At 63.8% G+C, this 17,924-nt stretch carries 16 protein-coding genes; 11 read left to right on the top strand and 5 right to left on the bottom strand.

All coding sequences use genetic code 11. The annotated features are described in order from the left end of the window. Positions 1 to 118: 118 nt before the first annotated feature. The 5 genes from AWB81_RS02995 to AWB81_RS02975 are packed head-to-tail and all read left to right on the top strand — an operon-like array spanning position 119 to position 9,164. A complete protein-coding gene (locus tag AWB81_RS02995) occupies positions 119 to 2,608 on the top strand; it encodes an FHA domain-containing protein (protein ID WP_062632404.1) in 2,490 nt (829 codons plus the stop codon). Beyond that, a complete protein-coding gene (locus AWB81_RS02990) occupies positions 2,586 to 3,959 on the top strand; it encodes a beta-barrel domain-containing protein (protein WP_062632403.1) in 1,374 nt (457 codons plus the stop codon). Before AWB81_RS02995 ends, AWB81_RS02990 begins: the two co-directional genes overlap by 23 nt. Positions 3,960 to 4,017: 58 nt before the next feature. Next, the gene (locus AWB81_RS02985; protein WP_062632402.1) at positions 4,018 to 4,770 is read left to right on the top strand and encodes a peptidylprolyl isomerase; all 753 of its coding nucleotides are present in this window, start codon (positions 4,018 to 4,020) and stop codon (positions 4,768 to 4,770) included. Positions 4,771 to 4,788: 18 nt separating this feature from the next. Next, a complete protein-coding gene (locus AWB81_RS02980; protein WP_062632401.1) occupies positions 4,789 to 7,860 on the top strand; it encodes a peptidase domain-containing ABC transporter in 3,072 nt (1,023 codons plus the stop codon). Next, positions 7,857 to 9,164: a sigma-54 interaction domain-containing protein gene (locus tag AWB81_RS02975; RefSeq protein WP_062632400.1), complete on the top strand. Its 1,308-nt coding sequence runs from the start codon at positions 7,857 to 7,859 to the stop codon at positions 9,162 to 9,164. Before AWB81_RS02980 ends, AWB81_RS02975 begins: the two co-directional genes overlap by 4 nt. Before the next feature lie 12 nt (positions 9,165 to 9,176). Here AWB81_RS02975 and AWB81_RS02970 read toward each other — a convergent pair whose 3' ends face one another. From AWB81_RS02970 to AWB81_RS02960, 3 genes are all read right to left on the bottom strand, one after another. After that, entirely contained in the window at positions 9,177 to 10,295 is a 1,119-nt protein-coding gene (locus tag AWB81_RS02970; protein ID WP_062632399.1) for a 4-hydroxyphenylpyruvate dioxygenase family protein, read from the bottom strand. A gap of 314 nt (positions 10,296 to 10,609) precedes the next feature. Further along, entirely contained in the window at positions 10,610 to 10,852 is a 243-nt protein-coding gene (locus AWB81_RS02965) for a hypothetical protein (RefSeq protein WP_062632398.1), read from the bottom strand. Between the two features lie 31 nt (positions 10,853 to 10,883). Next, complete coding sequence (locus AWB81_RS02960) at positions 10,884 to 11,393, bottom strand: lecithin retinol acyltransferase family protein (protein WP_062632397.1); 510 nt, start codon at positions 11,391 to 11,393, stop codon at positions 10,884 to 10,886. A 478-nt stretch (positions 11,394 to 11,871) separates the two neighbouring features. Between AWB81_RS02960 and AWB81_RS02955 the strand changes: the two genes are divergently transcribed. Next, positions 11,872 to 12,165, top strand: a complete 294-nt coding sequence (locus AWB81_RS02955) for a hypothetical protein (protein WP_062632396.1) — start codon at positions 11,872 to 11,874, stop codon at positions 12,163 to 12,165. Between the two features lie 142 nt (positions 12,166 to 12,307). Next, positions 12,308 to 13,078: a PP2C family protein-serine/threonine phosphatase gene (locus AWB81_RS02950; RefSeq protein WP_062632395.1), complete on the top strand. Its 771-nt coding sequence runs from the start codon at positions 12,308 to 12,310 to the stop codon at positions 13,076 to 13,078. A gap of 7 nt (positions 13,079 to 13,085) precedes the next feature. On the opposite strand, the gene AWB81_RS02945 is transcribed toward AWB81_RS02950, so the two are convergent. Then, positions 13,086 to 13,424: a cupredoxin domain-containing protein gene (locus AWB81_RS02945; protein WP_062632394.1), complete on the bottom strand. Its 339-nt coding sequence runs from the start codon at positions 13,422 to 13,424 to the stop codon at positions 13,086 to 13,088. 2 nt (positions 13,425 to 13,426) lie between these two features. Next, positions 13,427 to 14,386: a metallophosphoesterase family protein gene (locus AWB81_RS02940; RefSeq protein WP_062632393.1), complete on the bottom strand. Its 960-nt coding sequence runs from the start codon at positions 14,384 to 14,386 to the stop codon at positions 13,427 to 13,429. 280 nt (positions 14,387 to 14,666) lie between these two features. On the opposite strand from AWB81_RS02940, the gene AWB81_RS02935 reads away from it, so the two are divergent. The 4 genes from AWB81_RS02935 to AWB81_RS02920 all read left to right on the top strand — a co-directional run bounded on the left by AWB81_RS02935 (position 14,667) and on the right by AWB81_RS02920 (position 17,883). After that, positions 14,667 to 15,323, top strand: coding sequence for an RNA polymerase sigma factor (locus AWB81_RS02935; protein ID WP_062632392.1), 657 nt, complete (start codon positions 14,667 to 14,669; stop codon positions 15,321 to 15,323). Continuing rightward, positions 15,313 to 16,029 carry an anti-sigma factor family protein gene (locus AWB81_RS02930; protein WP_062632391.1) on the top strand — a complete coding sequence of 239 codons (717 nt, stop codon included), beginning with the start codon at positions 15,313 to 15,315 and terminating at the stop codon, positions 16,027 to 16,029. The genes AWB81_RS02935 and AWB81_RS02930 overlap by 11 nt, the downstream gene beginning before the upstream one ends. Before the next feature lie 169 nt (positions 16,030 to 16,198). Continuing rightward, positions 16,199 to 16,393 (top strand): DUF2934 domain-containing protein, encoded by a 195-nt coding sequence (locus AWB81_RS02925; RefSeq protein ID WP_062632478.1) that lies wholly within the window; start codon positions 16,199 to 16,201, stop codon positions 16,391 to 16,393. A gap of 275 nt (positions 16,394 to 16,668) precedes the next feature. Then, positions 16,669 to 17,883 (top strand): ABC transporter substrate-binding protein, encoded by a 1,215-nt coding sequence (locus AWB81_RS02920; protein WP_062632390.1) that lies wholly within the window; start codon positions 16,669 to 16,671, stop codon positions 17,881 to 17,883. Positions 17,884 to 17,924: the final 41 nt, after the last annotated feature.

Below are 17,924 nucleotides of genomic sequence, written 5' to 3'. Positions count from 1 at the left end.
TTTCTACAGTCGCCGCCCGGCGGGCGGCTCAGTCCAACAAAGTCTATTTGTCCGCGTGTCGGCGGGCTTTCCTCTGACGCGCACGCGGCAGCGGCTAGACGTTCCCTGTGACGTGGACATGGCTCCTGGCGATTCGATGGCAGAGGTGCACGCGAGCGTGGGCGAGGCATTCGATGTCGTGCTCAAGCCGGTATCGCATCCGGAGCTGGCGGAAATCCGCATCGACGAAAACCTGTTCGCGATCGGCCGCGCGGAAGCACCGTTCGATTCGTGTGCGCCTGAGGCCGTAGCGCAACTCTCGCGGCGTCACGCGCGCATCTTCATCGAGCACGGCGCGGTGTATATCGCCGATCTCGACAGCAAGAACGGCACGTCGGTGAACGGCGCCGAGGTCCGTCAAAAGCCCGCGCTGCTGCATAACGGGGACACGATCAGCTTCGGCAGCAAGCTTTCGTATCGCGTGCAGTTCGTGCCGCGCGCGAAGAACCGCGCGAGCGTGGCGCGCACGGTCACGGTGACGCTCGCGCCCGAACGCGATGACCTCGGCCTGCAACCGATCGACATCACCCAGTATCCGTTTCTGATCAGCAAGGCCGACGACCTGTTCGCGCGTCATCGCGCGCAATATCCGCATCAGGTCAATTATGTTTCGCGGCGCCACGCGCATGTGTTCTTGAAGAACGACACGCCATTCGTAGAGGATCTCGGCAGCACCAACGGTACGTTCGTCAACGGCAAGCGGCTCGAAGCGGCTGCGGTCCCGCTCGAGAAGGGCGACGTGCTCGCGTTCGGCGGCACGCATTTCGTCTATCGCGTGAGCGTGCGCCGTGAACCGGAAGGCGATTCGACGCTCACGCAGGTCAGGGAGGCCGTCGACCCCGAAGCGGCCGACAGCGACAAGACGACCTTCGTCGGCTCGGCGCACTCGTTCCTCGACATCTTCTGCATCGATCAGCCGCTTGCCGCCGAGGACGAAGTCAACGAGGAAGCCCTTCCAGAAGCCGCCGATGCGAAGAAGGACGGCGAGCGCCGCCGCGATCGCAGCCGCTTCACGATGCTGTTCTCCGCGCTGCGCATCGCGTTCACGGGCAACGAACGGCTGACGAGCAAACGCGGCCTTGCCATCGGCGCGGCGCTGATCGCGGCGCTGGTGGCGATCGGGCTGACGATCTACTTCAGCGGTTCGTCCGAACGCCGGGTGAAGGGGCTGATGGCGAGCGGACAGTACGAAGAGGCGGCGAATGTCGCGAACGACTATCTTCAGCGACATCCGGATGACACGCGTTTCACCGCGCTCGATACCGAAGCGGTGCTGAAGGCGAAGGTGCCGGAATGGCTCGCGGCGCTGAAGAGCAAACAGTTCGACAAGGCGAACGCGATCATCGGGGAGATGAACCGGCTCGGCGCGAACAACGCCGACGTTCGGCCGCTCGTGAACGAACTGGAATGGATCGGCAAGCTGGAGAGTTTTGTTGTGGGACGCGGCGGGCCTGACGCGCCGATTCGCATGTACGCGGACGAAGACCGCATCGGTGAAATCCTCAGGCACTGGGAAGACGATGCGTCCGTCCATCAGCGTTCGCTCGACCGCATCGCTTCGTATGTCCCTGCGTTCGCGACACCGTATGCCGAAGCGCTCAGCCATCTGCGCAAGCTGCAGAGCGACGACTCGGTGTATCTCGCGGCGATCGACCGTCTGAAGGCCAGCATCGCGAAGGAGTTGAGTCAGGATCACGCGGAAGCGCTGCAAGGCGTGCTGAGTGAATACGCGGACAAATACCCGCGACTGGGCGGGCTCGACCGGGTGCGCGCGGACCTCGGCAACTACCTCGATTTGCAGACGCAGATGCGAGGAACGAGCCTCGCTCCGGTCGTCGCGATGATGGGCAAAGTGAAGTTCGATACGCCACCGTTTCAGGAGCGCTATGCGCAATTGAGTGCGAACCGGCTGCCGTCGCAGGATGTCCTGAGCCGCTATGAAAGCGTGCGCGATGCATGGCGAAGCGGCCAGAGCGCCCAGGCCATCGACGGCTTGCAGAAGATGCCCGCCGGCCCGTGGTCCGAGGTGATCGCAACGGAACTGGCGCACAAGAAGGCCGTCGCCGCGCAGTTCGCCGATGTGCAGAAGGCGCGCGGAACGAAGGCCTACGAAGATGCGTTGCTGAGCTTCTACGGAACGCTCGATCCCCAGCAGGACGCGTTTTACGTGAAGTCCGTCGATCCGGATGTCGCCGCGTTCAGGGACAAGGCCATCGCGCGCGCGCAGGACCTGCTCAATCGCGCGCAGACGCAGTGGACGCAGTATCGGGCGAACGGTTCGATCGGCGGCACGCAGCGGCTGGAGGCGGGCATCTCCGACACCTTCCGAACGCAGGCGCGCCTGCTCGCGGGCGCGCAGTCGGATGCGCAGGGCGGCATGCGCATCTTCAGGCAGGTGAAGGCGGATGGCGCGGCGAAGTGGCAGAAGATGGCCGACGAGATCGATGCGGAAGCGCAACTCCAGCGGCGTTCGCTGCAGGAGTTGCGCATGGTGCTCGAACCGGGGCTGCTCAAGGACAAGCTGGCATTGATCGGAGGGGCGGGCAGTGAAGAACGACGCACACCTTAAGCCCTTCGCCGAGGCGCTGGAGGATCACGGCGCGGAAGGCGTCGCGATCCTCACAGCCGAGCCGTGGCGGCTCACGCAGGCGCTTGTCATTTCGATGGTGGCGCTCGTCGTCGCGGCGGTCGTCTGGTCGTTCGTCGGCCGCGCCGACGTGATCGTGACCGCGCAGGGCACGCTCTCGCCGGAATCGGAAGTGCGGCGCATCTATGCGCCGATCGATGGCGAACTCGCCGATCTCTATATCGCCGAAGGACAGCCGGTGCAGAAGGACGACGTGCTTGCGCGCATCAATGCGCGCGGTGCGATCGAAGCAGCGAGCAACGCGCTCGAAGCGCGCCTCAAGCTCGATGACGCCGAGCGCGAATGGAGCCAGTTTCCCGAGAAAAAGCTCTTGATGGAGAGAAAGGCGGCGGCGCTGAAGGACCAGATGGAAGTCGAGGAGCGGCTGCATCAGAATCGCGTGTCAGAAGGCACGACCAAGCTCGCCGAAGGGCAGAAGGCACAGCTTCAGGAAGCGCGCAGTGCGCTCGAAAGCGCACGGCGTGCGCGCGACAATGCCAAGCTCGATCTCGACCGCTTCGCGCGTCTCTTCGCGTTGCCAGGCGGTGGCGGCATCGCCGAGGCGCAGGTCGAGCAAAAACGCAATACGTATCTGGAAGCGGATAGCGCGTTTCGCGTCGCGCAGTCGAAGCTTTCGGAACTCGACTTCCGGCTGAGCCACGAGTATTCGCAAGCGAAGGCGCAGCTCGAAACCAGCGGGCAGGAAGCGGTCAACCTGCGGCTGCAATACGAATCCGCGATGCGCGAGATCGCCAGCACGCAGGACAAGTTGCGTCTGCAGTTACAAACGGCACGACTGGTAGCCGATGCCGCCGCGCGCATCCGCTTCGAGAATATCGACAAGGACAATTTCCTGCTGATCCTCGCGCCGACCTCCGGCGTGATCACTGACGTCACCTCGACGCAGCCCGGCGACAAGATCCAGGCGAACACGCCGCTTGGCGGCATCGCGCCGAAGAACGCGAAGCCGGTGATCAAGATAGAAATCGCCGAGCACGACCGCGCGTTCCTGCGCGAAGGGCAGCCCGTCAAGCTCAAGTTCAATGCGTTTCCGTACCAGCGCTATGGCCTGATCGACGGCACGCTCGCGTTCATCTCGCCCGCGACGAAGCCGAGCCCGCAGAGCAAGCAGCCGGTGTACGAGGGACGCGTGACGCTCGATCGCGATTACTTCCAGGTGTCGGATACGAAGTACCCGCTGCGTTACGGCATGACGGCGACGGCCGAGATCGTCGTGCGCGAGCGGCGGCTGATCGACCTCGGGCTCGATCCGTTCAGGAATGTGGCCGGCTAGGAATGACAGTATCGACCGCGCTTTCGAGCGCGTTCCCAACCTTCAAGGAGCGAATGAGATGACGGCGATTGTGCGTATCGATGAAGAGGTGGTCGACGTCAGCGAGTTCGTGAGGCTGCTGAAGCTGAACGGCCAGTTCGACAGCCTCATCGAACAGCTCGTGCGGGACAAGCTGACGGTGCGGGCTGCGAAGCAGCACGGCGTCGTCGTGAGCGCGGACGAGATCCAGACGCGTGCCGACCAGTTCCGCCGCATTCGCGGCCTGCATCGGGCGGCGGACATGAACAACTATCTCGACGCGCTCGGCGTGAGCCTCGACGAGTTCGAGGTGTTCATCACCGAGACGCTGTATCAGGAGAAGATGCTGGAGCAGGTCGGCACCGATGCGGCTATCGAGGAATACTTCCAGTTGAATTCGCCGAAGTTCGACAGCATCGAGGTGAGCCATATCGTGCTCGATACCGAGGGCAAGGCGAAGGAGATGATCTCCTATCTCAACGACGACCCCGAGAGCTTCGCGGAGATGGCGCGCGAACATTCGGTCGCGGATACGCGCGAGGAGGGCGGCAAGATCGGCCGCGTGTTGCGCGGGCAGTTGCGCACCGACATCGAAGCGAAGGTGTTCAACGCGAACGTGGACGAACTGCTGGGGCCGTTTCCTGCCGCCGATGGCTCGTCGTTCGAGATCTTCTCGGTCACGGCGAAGCACCCGGCCAAGCTCGACGAAGACGTGGCAACCGAAATCCGGCGGCTGCTGCGCGAGGACTGGCTGATCGCGCGCGCGCAGGAACACGTGATCGAAGCGCGCTGAACGAAGGATCGATAGCTCATGGAAGCGCCACCCAAATCCGATTCGCCCGTCGACTCGACCGCCGATTTTCTTGCGACGGTGGAGTTGCTGTCGCCGTTCACGCGAGACGAGATCGAGCAACTGGCGGAGCATGCGCAGTCGCGTTTCTTCGCATTCGGCGAGACCGTGTGCAACGCGGGAGACGTCGCCGACGGGCTCTTCGTGATCAAGGCCGGGTCCGTGCGGATCTTCACTGAGGAGCACGGCAAGGAAATCAGCATGGGGGTGAGGAAGGAACGCGAAGTCTTCGCCGACATCGCGATGCTGCGCGAATACCGTCATGAGTCTTCGGTGCGTTCGTCCGGAAAGACCGAGCTGCTGTTCATTCCCCGCAGCATCATCGAGCCGGTCATTTCGAGGAACCAGGCCGCGGTCGCGTTCGTGACGAGCTATGTCGCGATCAATTCGGCGGGCGGCTTCGTCGCGCGCCTCTTCGATCTGCGCGGCAAGCTGAACAAGTCGGAACTCGAGGAATGTGTGCGCAGCGTGGGCGTGAAGCGTGTCGGCGCGGGCAAGGAGATCCTCAAGCAGGATTCGCGCGACGACCGGCGTCTCTATGTCGTGCGGCAGGGCGAAGTGCGTATCGTGCGCGACGAGGGCGGCACGGAGCATCTGCTCGCGACGCTCGGCCCCGGCGAAATCTTCGGCGAGAAAGCGTGCGTGATGCGCCAGGAACAGATGGCTTCGGTCGTCGCGAGCGCGGACACGCGCCTGCTCGTGATTCCCGAAAAGACGGTGCACTTCATTCTGGAGCGCAACGCGAAGCTGCGTGAAGTGCTGGAGGATCGGATCCGTTTTACCGAACGGGAACTGCAGCGACAGAAGAAGCTCGCAGAGCGCCGCAAGCTGCCTTCGATGCTCGACCTGCACACGAAGCCCGAATTCGGTGAGCGCATCATCAAGCGGTTCGCGTGGGTCGAACAGGCCGAGGAGATGGACTGCGGCGCCGCCTGCCTGGCGATGATCTGCAAGCACTACGGCATCTCGATGACGCTCGGCAAGCTGCGCGAACTCGCGAACGTCACGACGCAGGGCGCAACGCTCGACAGCCTTGCGCGTGCGGGCGAATCGCTCGGCTTCACGACGCGCGGCGTGCAATGCACGTTCGAATCGCTGCGCGGCTTCGACTTGCCCTTCATCGTGCACTGGGAAGGCTATCACTACATCATAGTGTATGGCGTGTCGAAGGAATGCGTGTGGGTGGCGGACCCGGCGATCGGCTTCAAGAAGATGACGATCGACGAATTCGAGCGCGGCTGGAGCGGCACGTGCCTGCTCTTCACGGCCGGGCAGGACATGGCGCAGATCTCGGTATCGCGCTCGCCGTGGATCAGGTTCGTCGGCTACCTCAAGCCTTATCACAAGATCCTGCTGCATCTGTTCCTCGCGACGTTCGTGATCCAGGTGCTCGGCGTGATCCCGCCGCTCATCATCCAGAACATCCTGGACGGCGTGATCGTGCACCAGAACGTCGGCTTGCTGCATGTGCTGATCGTCGGGCTCATCATCTCGAACCTGTTCTCGCAGCTGATGTCGACGATACGCGCGTATCTCGCGAACTTCATGGTGCGCAACATGGACTTCGCGATGATGTCGCAGTTCTTCAAGCACACGCTTTCGCTACCCTTCGGCTTCTTCGCCAAGCGCAAGACGGGCGACATCTTCGCGCGCTTCCAGGAGAACCACACGATCCGCGCGTTCCTGACCGAGTCGACTGTCACGACCGTGCTCAACCTGCTGATGATCTTCATCTACTTCACGATCATGTTCCTCTACAACGTGAAGATGACGCTGATCCTCATCGTGTTCGTGATTCCGATCATGGTCCTGACCGCGGTCGCTACGCCACGGATCAAGCATTACGCGCGCGAGGTCTTCGCCGCCGCCACCGATGCGAAGTCGTTCCTGATGGAAGCGCTCGGCGGTGTCGAGACGGTCAAGGGCATGGGCATCGAACGGCCCGTGCGTCTCAAGTGGGAGAAGAAGTACGCGAAGTCGCTGGAGGTGCAGTACAAGGCGCAGCGCTTCAATATCGCGGTGGGCCTCGGCAGCCAGTTGCTCAACACGGCGACGACGATCGCGATACTCTGGGTTGGCGCCAACATGGTGCTCTCGCACGAGATGACGATCGGCCAGCTGATCGCGTTCAATGCGTTCATGGGCAGCGTGCTCTCGCCGCTGATGGGGCTGATCGGGCTATGGAGCCTGCTGAACGATGCGGGCGTCGCGATGGAACGTCTCGGCGACGTGCTCGACATGGAGCCGGAGGAGAAGCCTGGTGATCTTGCATCCCGCGTGATGCTGCCCGACCTGCAGGGAGATATCAGCCTGAACGGCGTGTATTTCAAGTACGGCGAGTCGGACGCGGACTACGTGCTGGAAAACATCAGCTTCGACATCAAGCCGGGCGAGCTGGTCGCGATCGTCGGCCGCAGCGGCTCGGGCAAGACGACGCTTGCGAAGCTGCTGGTCGGCTTCTATACGGCGACCGAAGGCAAGATGATGGTCGACGGCTACGACATCAACGTGATCGACAAGGGCTATTACCGCGCGCAGATCGGCTACGTGATGCAGAGCAACCTGCTGTTCTCGGGGTCGATCGCGGAGAACATCGCGAGCGGCGACGAAGCGCCGGACCGGCGGCGCATCGAGGAAGTCGCGAAGATGGCCGATGCGCACGCGTTCATCGCGAAGATGCCGCTCGGCTATGAGCAGATCGTCGGCGAGCGGGGCGTGGGCCTGTCGGGCGGACAGATCCAGCGCCTTTGCATTGCGCGAGCGCTGTATCACGATCCGCGGCTGCTCGTATTCGATGAAGCCACTTCCGCGCTCGACACGCAATCCGAGAGCAACATCCTCGGCAACATGCAGGAGATACTGAAGGGCCGTACAGCGGTGATCATCGCGCACCGGCTTTCGACGATCATGCGCGCTGACAAGATTCTGGTGCTTTACGAGGGCGGAATCGTCGAGCAGGGCAAGCACGACGAGCTCGTCGCGCGCAAGGGGATGTACTACCAACTGGTGCAGAAGCAACTGAGCGCAGCATGAAAATACTCGATCAACCGGAAGACATCACGCCTCAGCCGGGCTCGGCCATCTCGTATGCGGGGCTCATCGAGAAGATCGAGATTCTTCGCTCGACGTTGCGATGGTCGTCGAAGCTCGAACGCCCCGAGATCGAAAAGCTGTTGAAGCAGGCGAGTTCCTTGCGCGACGAGGTCATGCAGTTGTCGCACAAGGAGCGCTTCGTGCAGGCGGCGACCGCCGAGCCGAAGCGTGTCGACCAGACGCCCGGTGCGCGGCGCCAGGGGCTGCTCGAACGCAGCTTCATCTTCGAGGGCACGTTCGGCGACAACCCCAAATTGCTCGAAGCGCTGGAGATTGCGGAGAAGGCGGCGCCGACCGATCTGCCGGTTCTGATCGACGGCGAAAGCGGCACGGGCAAGGAACTGATGGCCAAGGTGATCCATGCGAACGGTTTGCGCGCGGACAAGCCCTATATCTCCGTGAACTGCGGCGCGATTCCGGACAACCTGCTGGAGTCGGAGTTGTTCGGGCACAAGAAGGGCGCGTTCACGGGCGCGTCGAACGATCGCAAGGGCAAGTTCGAGAGCGCGCATACGGGCACGATCTTTCTCGACGAGATCGGCGAGCTGCCGTTATCGGGGCAAGTCAAGCTGTTGCGCGTGCTGGAGGCGCACGAGATCCAGCGCGTGGGATCGGATGAACCGATAGGAGTCGACACGCGGATCGTCGCGGCGACCAACCGCAATCTGCGCAAGTTTTGCGAGGAGGGGCGGTTTCGCGAGGACTTGTTCTATCGGCTGAGCGTGATCCATCTGACCTTGCCCCCATTGCGCGAGCGCCGCGACGAGATTCCGCTTCTGCTCGCCTATTTCAGCGACGAGGCGGCGGCGACTCTCAAACGGCGACCCGTGCGGATGTCGCCGCGGCTGCGCGATTTCCTCAAGAACTACGATTACCCGGGCAATATCCGCGAGCTGCGCAATGTGGTTTACCGGATTGTCTGCCTGGCGGTGGACATGGCGGACATCGAGCATTTGCCGCTCGATATCCGGCCGAAGTCGGCGGGCATGGTCGCGATGAACGACGCGCAGGTGAGCGTCGGCATCGGTGGGGCGACGTCGCTCAGCGAAGCGAAGCGCACGGCCAGCGATGAGGCAGAGCGCGCTTTCCTGGAACGCGGACTGATGGAAGTCGGCGGGACGGTTGCCGAACTGGCGCGGCGGTTCGAGATGAATCGTTCACACGTGCAGATGCTTTTGAAAAAGCACGGACTTCATTCGAAAGACTTTCGCCAGCAGGCGGGGCAGAGGGACAAGGAGGGGTAAGCCGCCGGCGGATCAACCCATCGAGCGGGCCAACGCGAGCGCCCCGAGGTTGCCTTCGCCAAAACCGTGGTGCCCCCTTCGCTCGACAATCTCGAAGAACATATCCCCGGGCTCGCGTTCGAGGAACGTCTGCAGGAACAGCTCCGGCGTCCCGTCTTCACCGATTTCGCCATCGACGAGAATCCCGCGCGAACGCAATTGCGCGACATCGAGCCCATGCCCCGGCAGCCTCGCATCGAGCTGATCGTAGTAGCGCGCCGGCGGCTCGACGAACCGCACTCCGCGCGCGATCAGCGCATCGACGGAAGTAAAAATATCGGTCGACGCCAGAGCGATATGCTGCACACCTTCGCCTTCATGATCGGGCAGATACTGCTGCATCAGATCCGTGCGATACGTGCCTTCCTCGTACACCGGAATCCGGATCGAACCACACGGCGAGACCGTCACCGCCGAATCCTGCGAAACGTGCCAGTCCGGGTGCACCTGATGAATCTCCTCGAAGTGCAGCACTTCGCGGTAGAAATCGAGCCATTCGCGAATGCGTCCCGCGCCGACCGTCTGCGTCAGGTGGTCCACTTCGAAAAGGCCCGTGCCCGCGCCCGGCGCGCTTGCCGCATCGGCGCCTTCGATCGGACGAAAGTCGATGTCGTAGATCGAGGCCTCGCTGTCGCCCGCCGGATGCTTGCCCGGCCAGTGGTCGACGAAATAGATGTGCGAGTCGCCGATGCCCTGGATCGCCGGAATCGCCAGTTCGTTCGGGCCGATCTTCTCGCCCTCGAAATCCCAGGCGCCGAAATCGACGGCGCGCTCGTGCGCCGTCTGCGCGTCGAGCACGCGGATGCCGATCGCGCAGATTCCCACGCCGTGCGTCTCGGCAAAGCGCGACGCGAACGAGTCGGGCTCTGCGTTGATCAGAAAATTCATGCTGCCCTGCCGGTACAGCGTCACCGCCTTGCTGACGTGCTGCGCCACCGGCACGAAGCCGAGCCGCCCGAAAAGCGCCGCGAGTCCTTCCGGGTCCGGGCTCGAAAACTCGACGAATTCCAGTCCCGCGATGCCGAGCGGGTTGTCGCCGGCGCCTTCGTCGGGAGTCGGGCGGGCGGAAGAATCGGAGTCGAAGTGAGTCATCGGCTTTATCTCTGAATGGGTCGGCAAGCATCCAGGCGATGCGATCGGGCGACGGGGACCGCGGCGGCCCGGCGCGTTGCCGGCCTGGTCCGCGACCGGGGCCAAGTCACGCAAACCTGGAAAAGTTGCCCGTAGAGTAGCGGTTGCGCGATCGGGATGTCAAAGCCGGCGAAGCCGGCCATGCTGCCTCGTCCGGCAAAGGCGGGGGCGGCCTGCCGCGGAATCGGGTGCGCCGCATGCGGCGGCGCAGTCGTACAGGCACGTAAGGAGTGTACCGTCCAGACGATGCACAAGCGGATCGGCGGCCCGAAGCCTCACGCAGCCAGCCGCCCGGTACCCATCGAAGGCCGCTTGGCCTGCGGCGGAAACACGTTCCACGAGCCATCGTCGTGGCGGAAGAAGATGATCGCGAGCATGCCCGTCGGGCGCAGCGCCTCGACGCAGACATAGCGTCCGAGCGTCGTGCGGCAGAAGCGTACGACGCGGGCCGGCATCGCCGGAGTCGGCGCGAGCCATTTGTCGACGGCCCAATGCAGTGATTGTTTGTCCGTGTGCATGATCTTCCCCTTGATCCTGGCGAGCTGCGCTTCAGGCAGCGTGGGCGCCGGCGAAGAACCGGCTGCGCTTTGCAACGATCAACGCCCGGAAAAGTCCCGCGACCGCATGAATCGCGACGCGCGGGCTGGCGAAGCAGGCTTCCACTTGCTGGCTGCGGTTCACACCGAACAGGCACCACGTGCAGAAGTGCTCGCAGTTGTTCGTGAGCAGCCGGTAGTTGTCTTCGCCGAGGCGGCTTTGCGCACGGCGAACCGCTTCGAATCCGACGAATGCAGCGGTCGGATTGAGGCGAATCGAAACCTGATGGCCGGCCGCGAACTCGTCGAGCGAGATTTCTTCGACCGGACCGCGATGCAGCGACTTCGCGAAGCCCGCATAGTGAATGACGCGGCCGTTGCCGATATAGATGCCGTGGTGTTCGTAGCCCGAGCGAAGCGTGACGAGCTGGGTGCCGAGCGCCGGTTCCGTGTCGAACGAAAAGGCGGTCGCGGAGACGACGCCCTGGTGTTCGAACATCGCGGAAGTTTGGTTGACTGACATGGCTCGCTCCGATTGTTTTTTCGTCCGAGCCGCTGAGGTGTCTGTTTTGCGTCTCGTTGCGAAGCTAATTGCATCAATCGGGCCAGTTCTTTCAGTGCATTGATTTAAAAGGAAAATATGGAAATGAGGATCGCTTTTGGCTCGTTGCCTGTCGCGACGAGGCCAACACTTTCGACGATGTTTGTTGGGCGACCAACACCACCACTTTCAGCGCGCGCTTAAGCCGCGAGACGAGTCCGCAACGAAGAAATCGAGCGATGAGGAGAGTGTTAGCCGTCAGCAACCCGTGCAACGGCGAGTGTTGGCGCCGGGCCAACGAAAGCGGGCCGGCCAGGCGGTGCACAGGCAGTGCGAAAACGCCGGCGAACCCCGCCGCGTCAGGCGCTTGCGCGAAAGCCAGGTGTCAGGGTGAAAACCGGCATGGGGCTTGCAAGATATCGGGCGTTCCACCCTCGACGCACACGCCTGGAGACTCGACATGAGCGCCATCACCGTCACCGACCTGCAATACGACCGCGAGCTCGATCACCAAGCGATGGCCACCATCGGCGGTGGCGGCGGCGCGCCGTGGGTATATGGATGGATCACGCCCTATTCGCCGCCGCGGCAGCAAGGCTTCGGCGGTGTCGTGAACATCTACGACATCACCAACAACTTCACCGCCGACCAGATGATCAACCAGTTCCAGTCGGTCGATGTCCGCAACAGCGGCGACAATTCAAACATCACCGTGAGCCCGAACGCGATCGCTGGCAACGCCAAGACGGTCTAGCGACGAGGCTCGCGCGAGCGAGACCACTCGATTTGCCACGCGGGGCACGGCGCGCGGGTGCACAATTGAACGGCACCGCGAGTGCCGCCGCGCCGCATCGGATCAACGCGGTATTGATGATCGGAAGATCGCAGAGGGTGTCGTGACCATGACCACTCAGTTTCGATGGACATCGGCCGCTCGCACGGACGCGGGACGCGTGCGGCAGATCAACGAGGACGCCTTGCTCGACGAGCCGGCGCGTGGCCTGTGGGCCGTCGCCGACGGCATGGGCGGCCATGCCGTCGGCGATCTGGCGAGCCGTCTCGTGATCGAGAGCCTGGCGGGCGTCACGGCGCCCGACGGCCTCGCGAGCGTCGTTGCCGATGCGCGCGAGCGCCTCGCGCAGGTGAACGGCCAGCTCCGCATGGAGGCGGCCCGGCGCCAGGTGCAGCGCATCGGCAGCACGGTTGTCCTCCTGCTTGCGCGCGAGCGCTGCTGCGGCTATCTGTGGGCCGGCGATAGCCGCATCTACCTGTGCCGCGACGGGCGCCTGCGTCAGCTCACGCGCGACCACAGTCACGTCGAGGAACTGAAGGCACGGGGCCAGCTCACCGCCGAGCAAGCGCTGCATCATCCGGCGCAACACCTGATCACGCGCGCGGTCGGCGCGACCGATTCGCTGCAACTGGACGAAGCCGCCGTCGACCTGAATGACGGCGACACCTTCCTGCTGTGCAGCGACGGCCTCTCCAACGAAGTGAGCGAACAGGAGATCCTGAGCGAACTCGCGCCCGGCGACTGCGAGCGGGCGGCCGAGCGGCTCGTCGATCTCGCGCTCGCGCGCGGCGGGCGCGACAACATCTCGGCGGTGGTCGTGCATGCGCAGGATCTGTTCGGCTCGGAGAAGACGCAGTTGAATCCGGCGGTCTGAGGCCGCGTCATTCGACCACCACCGTCCCCGTCATCTGCGGATGAATCGAGCAAAAGTAACGGTACGTCCCCGGCTTCGCGAACACGAACGAGAAGCTCTGGTCCGTGTCCATCGGCGTGGACTTGAACGTGCTCTTGTTCTCGTCGACGATGGTGTGGATCATGTCGTCGCGATTCACCCATGTCACCTTCGTGCCCGCCGCCACGCGCAGGGTCTGCGGACTGAACGCGAAGTTGTCGATGTGGATCGTCGCGTCGCTGGCATTGGCGGACCTCGCAAGCGGGCTTGCTGCGATCGCGGCGAGCGCGAAGAGGGTCAGGGCGGCGTGTCTGCGTGACTCGTTCATGATCAGGCTCCGAGGGTCGTATCGACGATGGCGAGTTCGCCGCGTTGCGCGACGTAGTTGACGGAGCGCAGGCCGAGCATCGAGCGCAGACGGTCGGCGGGCACCTTCATCGGTCCGGGGCCGGCGGCCGCGCCCGGCGCGGGCTGCGGAAATGCCGTCGACATCGCCGAGTAGAAGCTCATCGTGCCTTCTACCTTTTGCGCGACCTGGTGCACGTGGCCGTTCAGCACCGTCACCGAGCCGAAGCGCTTCATCAGCGCGAGCGCGCGGGCGCTGTCGTCGGTGCCCCAGCCCCATTGCGGATACAGCGACCACAGCGGGATGTGCGCGAACACGACGATCGGCGTGCTGCTCGAACGGCCTTCGAGATCGCGCCTGAGCCAGTCGAGCTGCGCATCGCCGAGAAAGCCGAGGCCGCCGCCCTTAAGGTCGATCACGTTGACGAGCCCGATGAAATGCACGCCGCCCTGGTCGAAGCTGTACCATTTCGTGCCGCCGTTGCTCTTCGAGAAGCGCTCGAAGTACGGCGCGCCTTCGTCGACCAGCACGTCGTGCTCGCCGGGTACGTAATGCACGTCGAGCCCGGCGCCGTCGATGATCTGCGCGGCGGTATCGAACTCGGCAGGCTTCGAGAGATGCGTGATGTCGCCGGTGTGGATCATGAACGCGGGACGCTGCGGCATGGCGCGGACCTTCGCGATGGCGTCGGCGAGGGTGCTCGCCGGCTCAATGTTCGGGTCCTTCGCGAAGCCGATGTGGCTGTCGCTGATCTGTATGAAGCTGAATGAGCGGCTGTCGGCCTGTGCGGCCTCGGCGCTGTTGAACAGGCGTGAGCCGGGCACGCCGCCGGAAAGCGTCCATACGACGCCGGCGCCTGCCCAGGCCATGCAGGAGAGCGCCGTGCGGCGGCGCTGGCCGTGTGTGCTCAGTTCGTTATCGGTCGGATCGGTCGGATCGGTCATTGCGGTCTCCTCGAAAAGGTTGCGGCGAAATGCTCGATGTAAAGGTCGAGACCTGCCGCAACTGGTTGCGTGAGCGAACGAGCCGCTTTCGGGCGAGGCCCGCGCAGCATTCGTCCATCGAACCCGCGGCGCCGCGCGCTTATTCCATCTATATTTTTTGCATCGGCGGCAGAAAGCGGGAATAAACGGCGCGCGGCGTTAGTCTTTGGGATCAGAGACGGCGCGGCGGCAATTTCCGCGGCGCCATTCGATGAACGGGCCTCGTAACGGGAGCCGCGCGATGTGGCATGTGAGATCCGCGAAAAAGGACGCCCGCGAAGCGCCGACGCGCTTCGAGGCGACGCTGCTTCCGCATCTGGACGCGGCGTACAACCTCGCGCGCTGGCTGACGGGCAGTCCGAGTGACGCCGACGACGTCGTGCAGGAAGCGTTTCTGCGCGCGTTCCGCTTCTTCGACGGCTTCGAAGGCGAAGAGGCCGGCAATGCGCGTGCGTGGCTGCTGCGCATAGTGCGCAATACGTGGTTCACGGAATGGCGGCGCCGCCTGCACAAGGCGGACAGCACGTCCTACGACGACGACCTGCTGGGCGACGAGCCGCTGCCCGGCTGGATCGACGAGTCGGGCAACGATCCGGAGACACTCGCCGTGCGCCGGGACGAAGTGCACCTGATCCACCGCGCGCTGGAAACGCTGCCGGTCGCTTACCGGGAAGTGCTCGTGCTGCGCGAACTGGAGGACTTGAGTTATCGCGATGTCGCATCGGTGATCGGCGTGCCGGTCGGCACGGTGATGTCGCGGCTCGCTCGCGGCCGGCCGTTGCTTGCGGCCGCGGTGCGCGCAGCGCAAAGCAGTGCGGGCGAGCGGCCGGGCGTGCGGCTCGTGCGCAGGCCAGCGGCGGGATCAGCCGACCCAGGGGAGTCGAGCAATGGACAATGACAACGAAATCGTTTCGCTGGGCGCGCGGCTGCGCGACGGCTCGCTGTACCAGCGCGCGCCGGATCATCTGCGCGCGCAGATCGTAGCGCGCGTGCGCAGCGAATCGGCGCCCGCGCTGCAGGCGCGTCCGGACAAGCGTTCGCGTTGGGGCTGGCCTGCATGGACGACGTGGTCCGGTCCGTTCGTCGGCGGGACGCTTGCGGGCAGCGCACTGTGCGCGCTTGCGTTCACCACCTTCCTGACCTTGCAGCGCACCGCGCCGTCCGATGGCATCGCGCAGGAGGTCGTGTCGAGCCATGTGCGCGCGCTGATCTCGGACCGCACGATGGACGTGCTGTCGAGCGACAAGCACACCGTAAAGCCGTGGTTCAACGGACGCATCGACTACGTGCCGCCGGTCGTCGATCCGCGCGAGCCGGGCTTTGCGCTCGTCGGCGGGCGGCTCGACTACGTGGGGCATCGGCCGGTCGCGGTGCTGGTGTATCGCTATCTCAAGCATCCGATCGACGTCTACGTGTTCCCCGACGGCAGCCATTCCGCGAACGCGCCGCCCGCCAAGCCGACGACGGCCGTCACGCAGTCCGACGATGGCTATGCGCTCGCGAACTGGCATCGCGACGGCATGAGCTACTGGGCGGTCAGCGATGCGTCGAGTTCGGTCCTGCGCCAGTTCGCCCAGGCGCTCCAGACGGACGAAAGTCACTGACGAAGAACGCGGGGCAAGGAGCCGGCGCAAACGTTTCGCCATCGGCATAGCGATTGCTGAAAAGGCGAGGCCGCAGCGCAACCGGATGGCGTCGCGGCACGCCCGCATCGTTGCGGTGCGGGCGGGCAGCGAATTCCCATCCGTTCTGACCGACTCCTTGGAGCGCCGTATGAACGACATGTCGAAGGAAGAAGAGATCCGCAGGAAAGCGTATGAACTTTGGGAAGCATCGGGCAGCCCGGAAGGCCGTGCCGACGAGTTCTGGGAAGAGGCGCGCGCGAGTGTCGGGGGAGACGACGCCGAGCCGGTATCGGAAGACCAGAGCGACACCGGGCCGGCCGGCGACGCGATGACGAAAACCTGACCGAACAAGAACACGCGCGGCTCGAACGACAAAAAGCGCTTAGGTCACTTTCATCGGACACAACAAAGCGGCGGGTTTTTCGATAAACCCGCCGCTTTTTCATGTGCGCCAGCCCTCACGCGTTCGGGTATCTCCGAATATTGTCTGATCCTTACAATTTCTACACTCGATCACCGATCAGTTTTGCACAAACGTTCGGTTAGAAAAGCGCCAGCCGGCACGCCACATCGGGGCATCCCGTCTGACAAAAACGATTCATGCGACGGAGACACATCATGGGTATCAAACTGAAGCTCATCGCGGGTGCGCTCGCATTTGGCGCATTCGCCACGGCCTACGCTGCGGATCCGATCAAGATCGGCGTCGACGGCCCGTTCACCGGCGGCTCTTCGTCGATGGGCGTGAGCATGCGCGACGGCGTGCGGCTCGCTACCGCCGAGATCAACAAGTCGGGCGGCGTGCTCGGCCGGCAGCTCGTGCTTGTCGAGCGCGACGACGAAGCGAAGAACGAACGCGGCGTGCAGATCGCCCAGGAACTGATCAACAAGGAGAAGGTCGTCGCGGTGGTCGGCTATATCAACACCGGCGTCGCGCTCGCTTCGCAACGCTTCTTCCAGGAAGCAAAGGTACCGGTCTTCAACAACGTCGCAACGGGCACGATCATCACGCGCCAGTTCGACGACCAGCCCGATAACTACGTCTTCCGCAACGCAGCGCCTGACCGCATTCAGGCGCCGATGATCGTCGAGGAAGCGATCGCGAAGCGCGGCTTCAAGAAGGTCGCGATTCTCGCCGACTCCACGAACTACGGCCAGCTTGGCCGCGAGGACCTGGAGAAGGCGCTGGCGGCGAAGGGCGTGAAGCCGGTGGCCGTCGAGAAGTTCAACATCAAGGACGTCGATATGACGGCCCAGTTGCTGAAGGCGAAGGAAGCGGGTGCCGAAGCCGTGCTGACCTACGGGATCGGGCCGGAACTCGCGCAGATCGCGAACGGCATGGCGAAGCTCGGCTGGAAGGTGCCGCTCGTCGGCAGCTGGACGCTCTCGATGGCGAACTACATCGATAACGCCGGCGCGAACGGCGAAGGTGCGCGCATGCCGCAGACCTTTATCCAGGAAGCGAACACGGCCAAGCGCAAGACGTTCATCGACGCGTACCTGAAGGAGTTCAGGCCGAAGAACGACCGCATCGATTCGCCGGTGTCGGCGGCGCAGGGATACGACTCTGTCTACCTGCTCGCAGCGGCGATCACGCAGGCCGGTTCGACCGAAGGTCCGAAAGTGCGCGCCGCGCTCGAAAACCTGAACTCGAAGGTGGAAGGTGTCGTGATGGTCTACGACAAGCCGTTCACGCACGGCGATCACGACGCGATCAGCCCGAACGTGCCGGTGGTCGGCGAGGTGAAGGGCGGCCGCGTGGTCTACGCGTACGACGCCGACAAGAAGGGCGGCAGCACGCTTCGCACGAAGCAGACGACCGCATCGAACTAAGGCGTTGGTCGTGTGCGCGGGAGCCGCGCCCGCCTGACGGC

The organism is Caballeronia arationis, from assembly GCF_001544975.2.
Taxonomy (GTDB): Bacteria; Pseudomonadota; Gammaproteobacteria; order Burkholderiales; family Burkholderiaceae; genus Caballeronia; species Caballeronia arationis.
The sequence above is the reverse complement of the archived record's forward strand: the minus strand, read 5'-3'. Positions and strand labels throughout refer to the sequence as shown.

What these genes read in the sequence shown, in the direction of transcription:
- AWB81_RS02995 (WP_062632404.1), top strand. Translation starts at nt 119, where the DNA reads ATGGCTCCTGGCGATTCGATGGCAGAGGTGCACGCGAGCGTGGGCGAG.
- AWB81_RS02985 (WP_062632402.1), top strand. Translation starts at nt 4,018, where the DNA reads ATGACGGCGATTGTGCGTATCGATGAAGAGGTGGTCGACGTCAGCGAG.
- AWB81_RS02980 (WP_062632401.1), top strand. Translation starts at nt 4,789, where the DNA reads ATGGAAGCGCCACCCAAATCCGATTCGCCCGTCGACTCGACCGCCGAT.
- AWB81_RS02975 (WP_062632400.1), top strand. Translation starts at nt 7,857, where the DNA reads ATGAAAATACTCGATCAACCGGAAGACATCACGCCTCAGCCGGGCTCG.
- AWB81_RS02970 (WP_062632399.1), bottom strand. Translation starts at nt 10,295, where the DNA reads ATGACTCACTTCGACTCCGATTCTTCCGCCCGCCCGACTCCCGACGAA.
- AWB81_RS02965 (WP_062632398.1), bottom strand. Translation starts at nt 10,852, where the DNA reads ATGCACACGGACAAACAATCACTGCATTGGGCCGTCGACAAATGGCTC.
- AWB81_RS02960 (WP_062632397.1), bottom strand. Translation starts at nt 11,393, where the DNA reads ATGTCAGTCAACCAAACTTCCGCGATGTTCGAACACCAGGGCGTCGTC.
- AWB81_RS02955 (WP_062632396.1), top strand. Translation starts at nt 11,872, where the DNA reads ATGAGCGCCATCACCGTCACCGACCTGCAATACGACCGCGAGCTCGAT.
- AWB81_RS02945 (WP_062632394.1), bottom strand. Translation starts at nt 13,424, where the DNA reads ATGAACGAGTCACGCAGACACGCCGCCCTGACCCTCTTCGCGCTCGCC.
- AWB81_RS02940 (WP_062632393.1), bottom strand. Translation starts at nt 14,386, where the DNA reads ATGACCGATCCGACCGATCCGACCGATAACGAACTGAGCACACACGGC.
- AWB81_RS02935 (WP_062632392.1), top strand. Translation starts at nt 14,667, where the DNA reads ATGTGGCATGTGAGATCCGCGAAAAAGGACGCCCGCGAAGCGCCGACG.
- AWB81_RS02930 (WP_062632391.1), top strand. Translation starts at nt 15,313, where the DNA reads ATGGACAATGACAACGAAATCGTTTCGCTGGGCGCGCGGCTGCGCGAC.
- AWB81_RS02925 (WP_062632478.1), top strand. Translation starts at nt 16,199, where the DNA reads ATGAACGACATGTCGAAGGAAGAAGAGATCCGCAGGAAAGCGTATGAA.
- AWB81_RS02920 (WP_062632390.1), top strand. Translation starts at nt 16,669, where the DNA reads ATGGGTATCAAACTGAAGCTCATCGCGGGTGCGCTCGCATTTGGCGCA.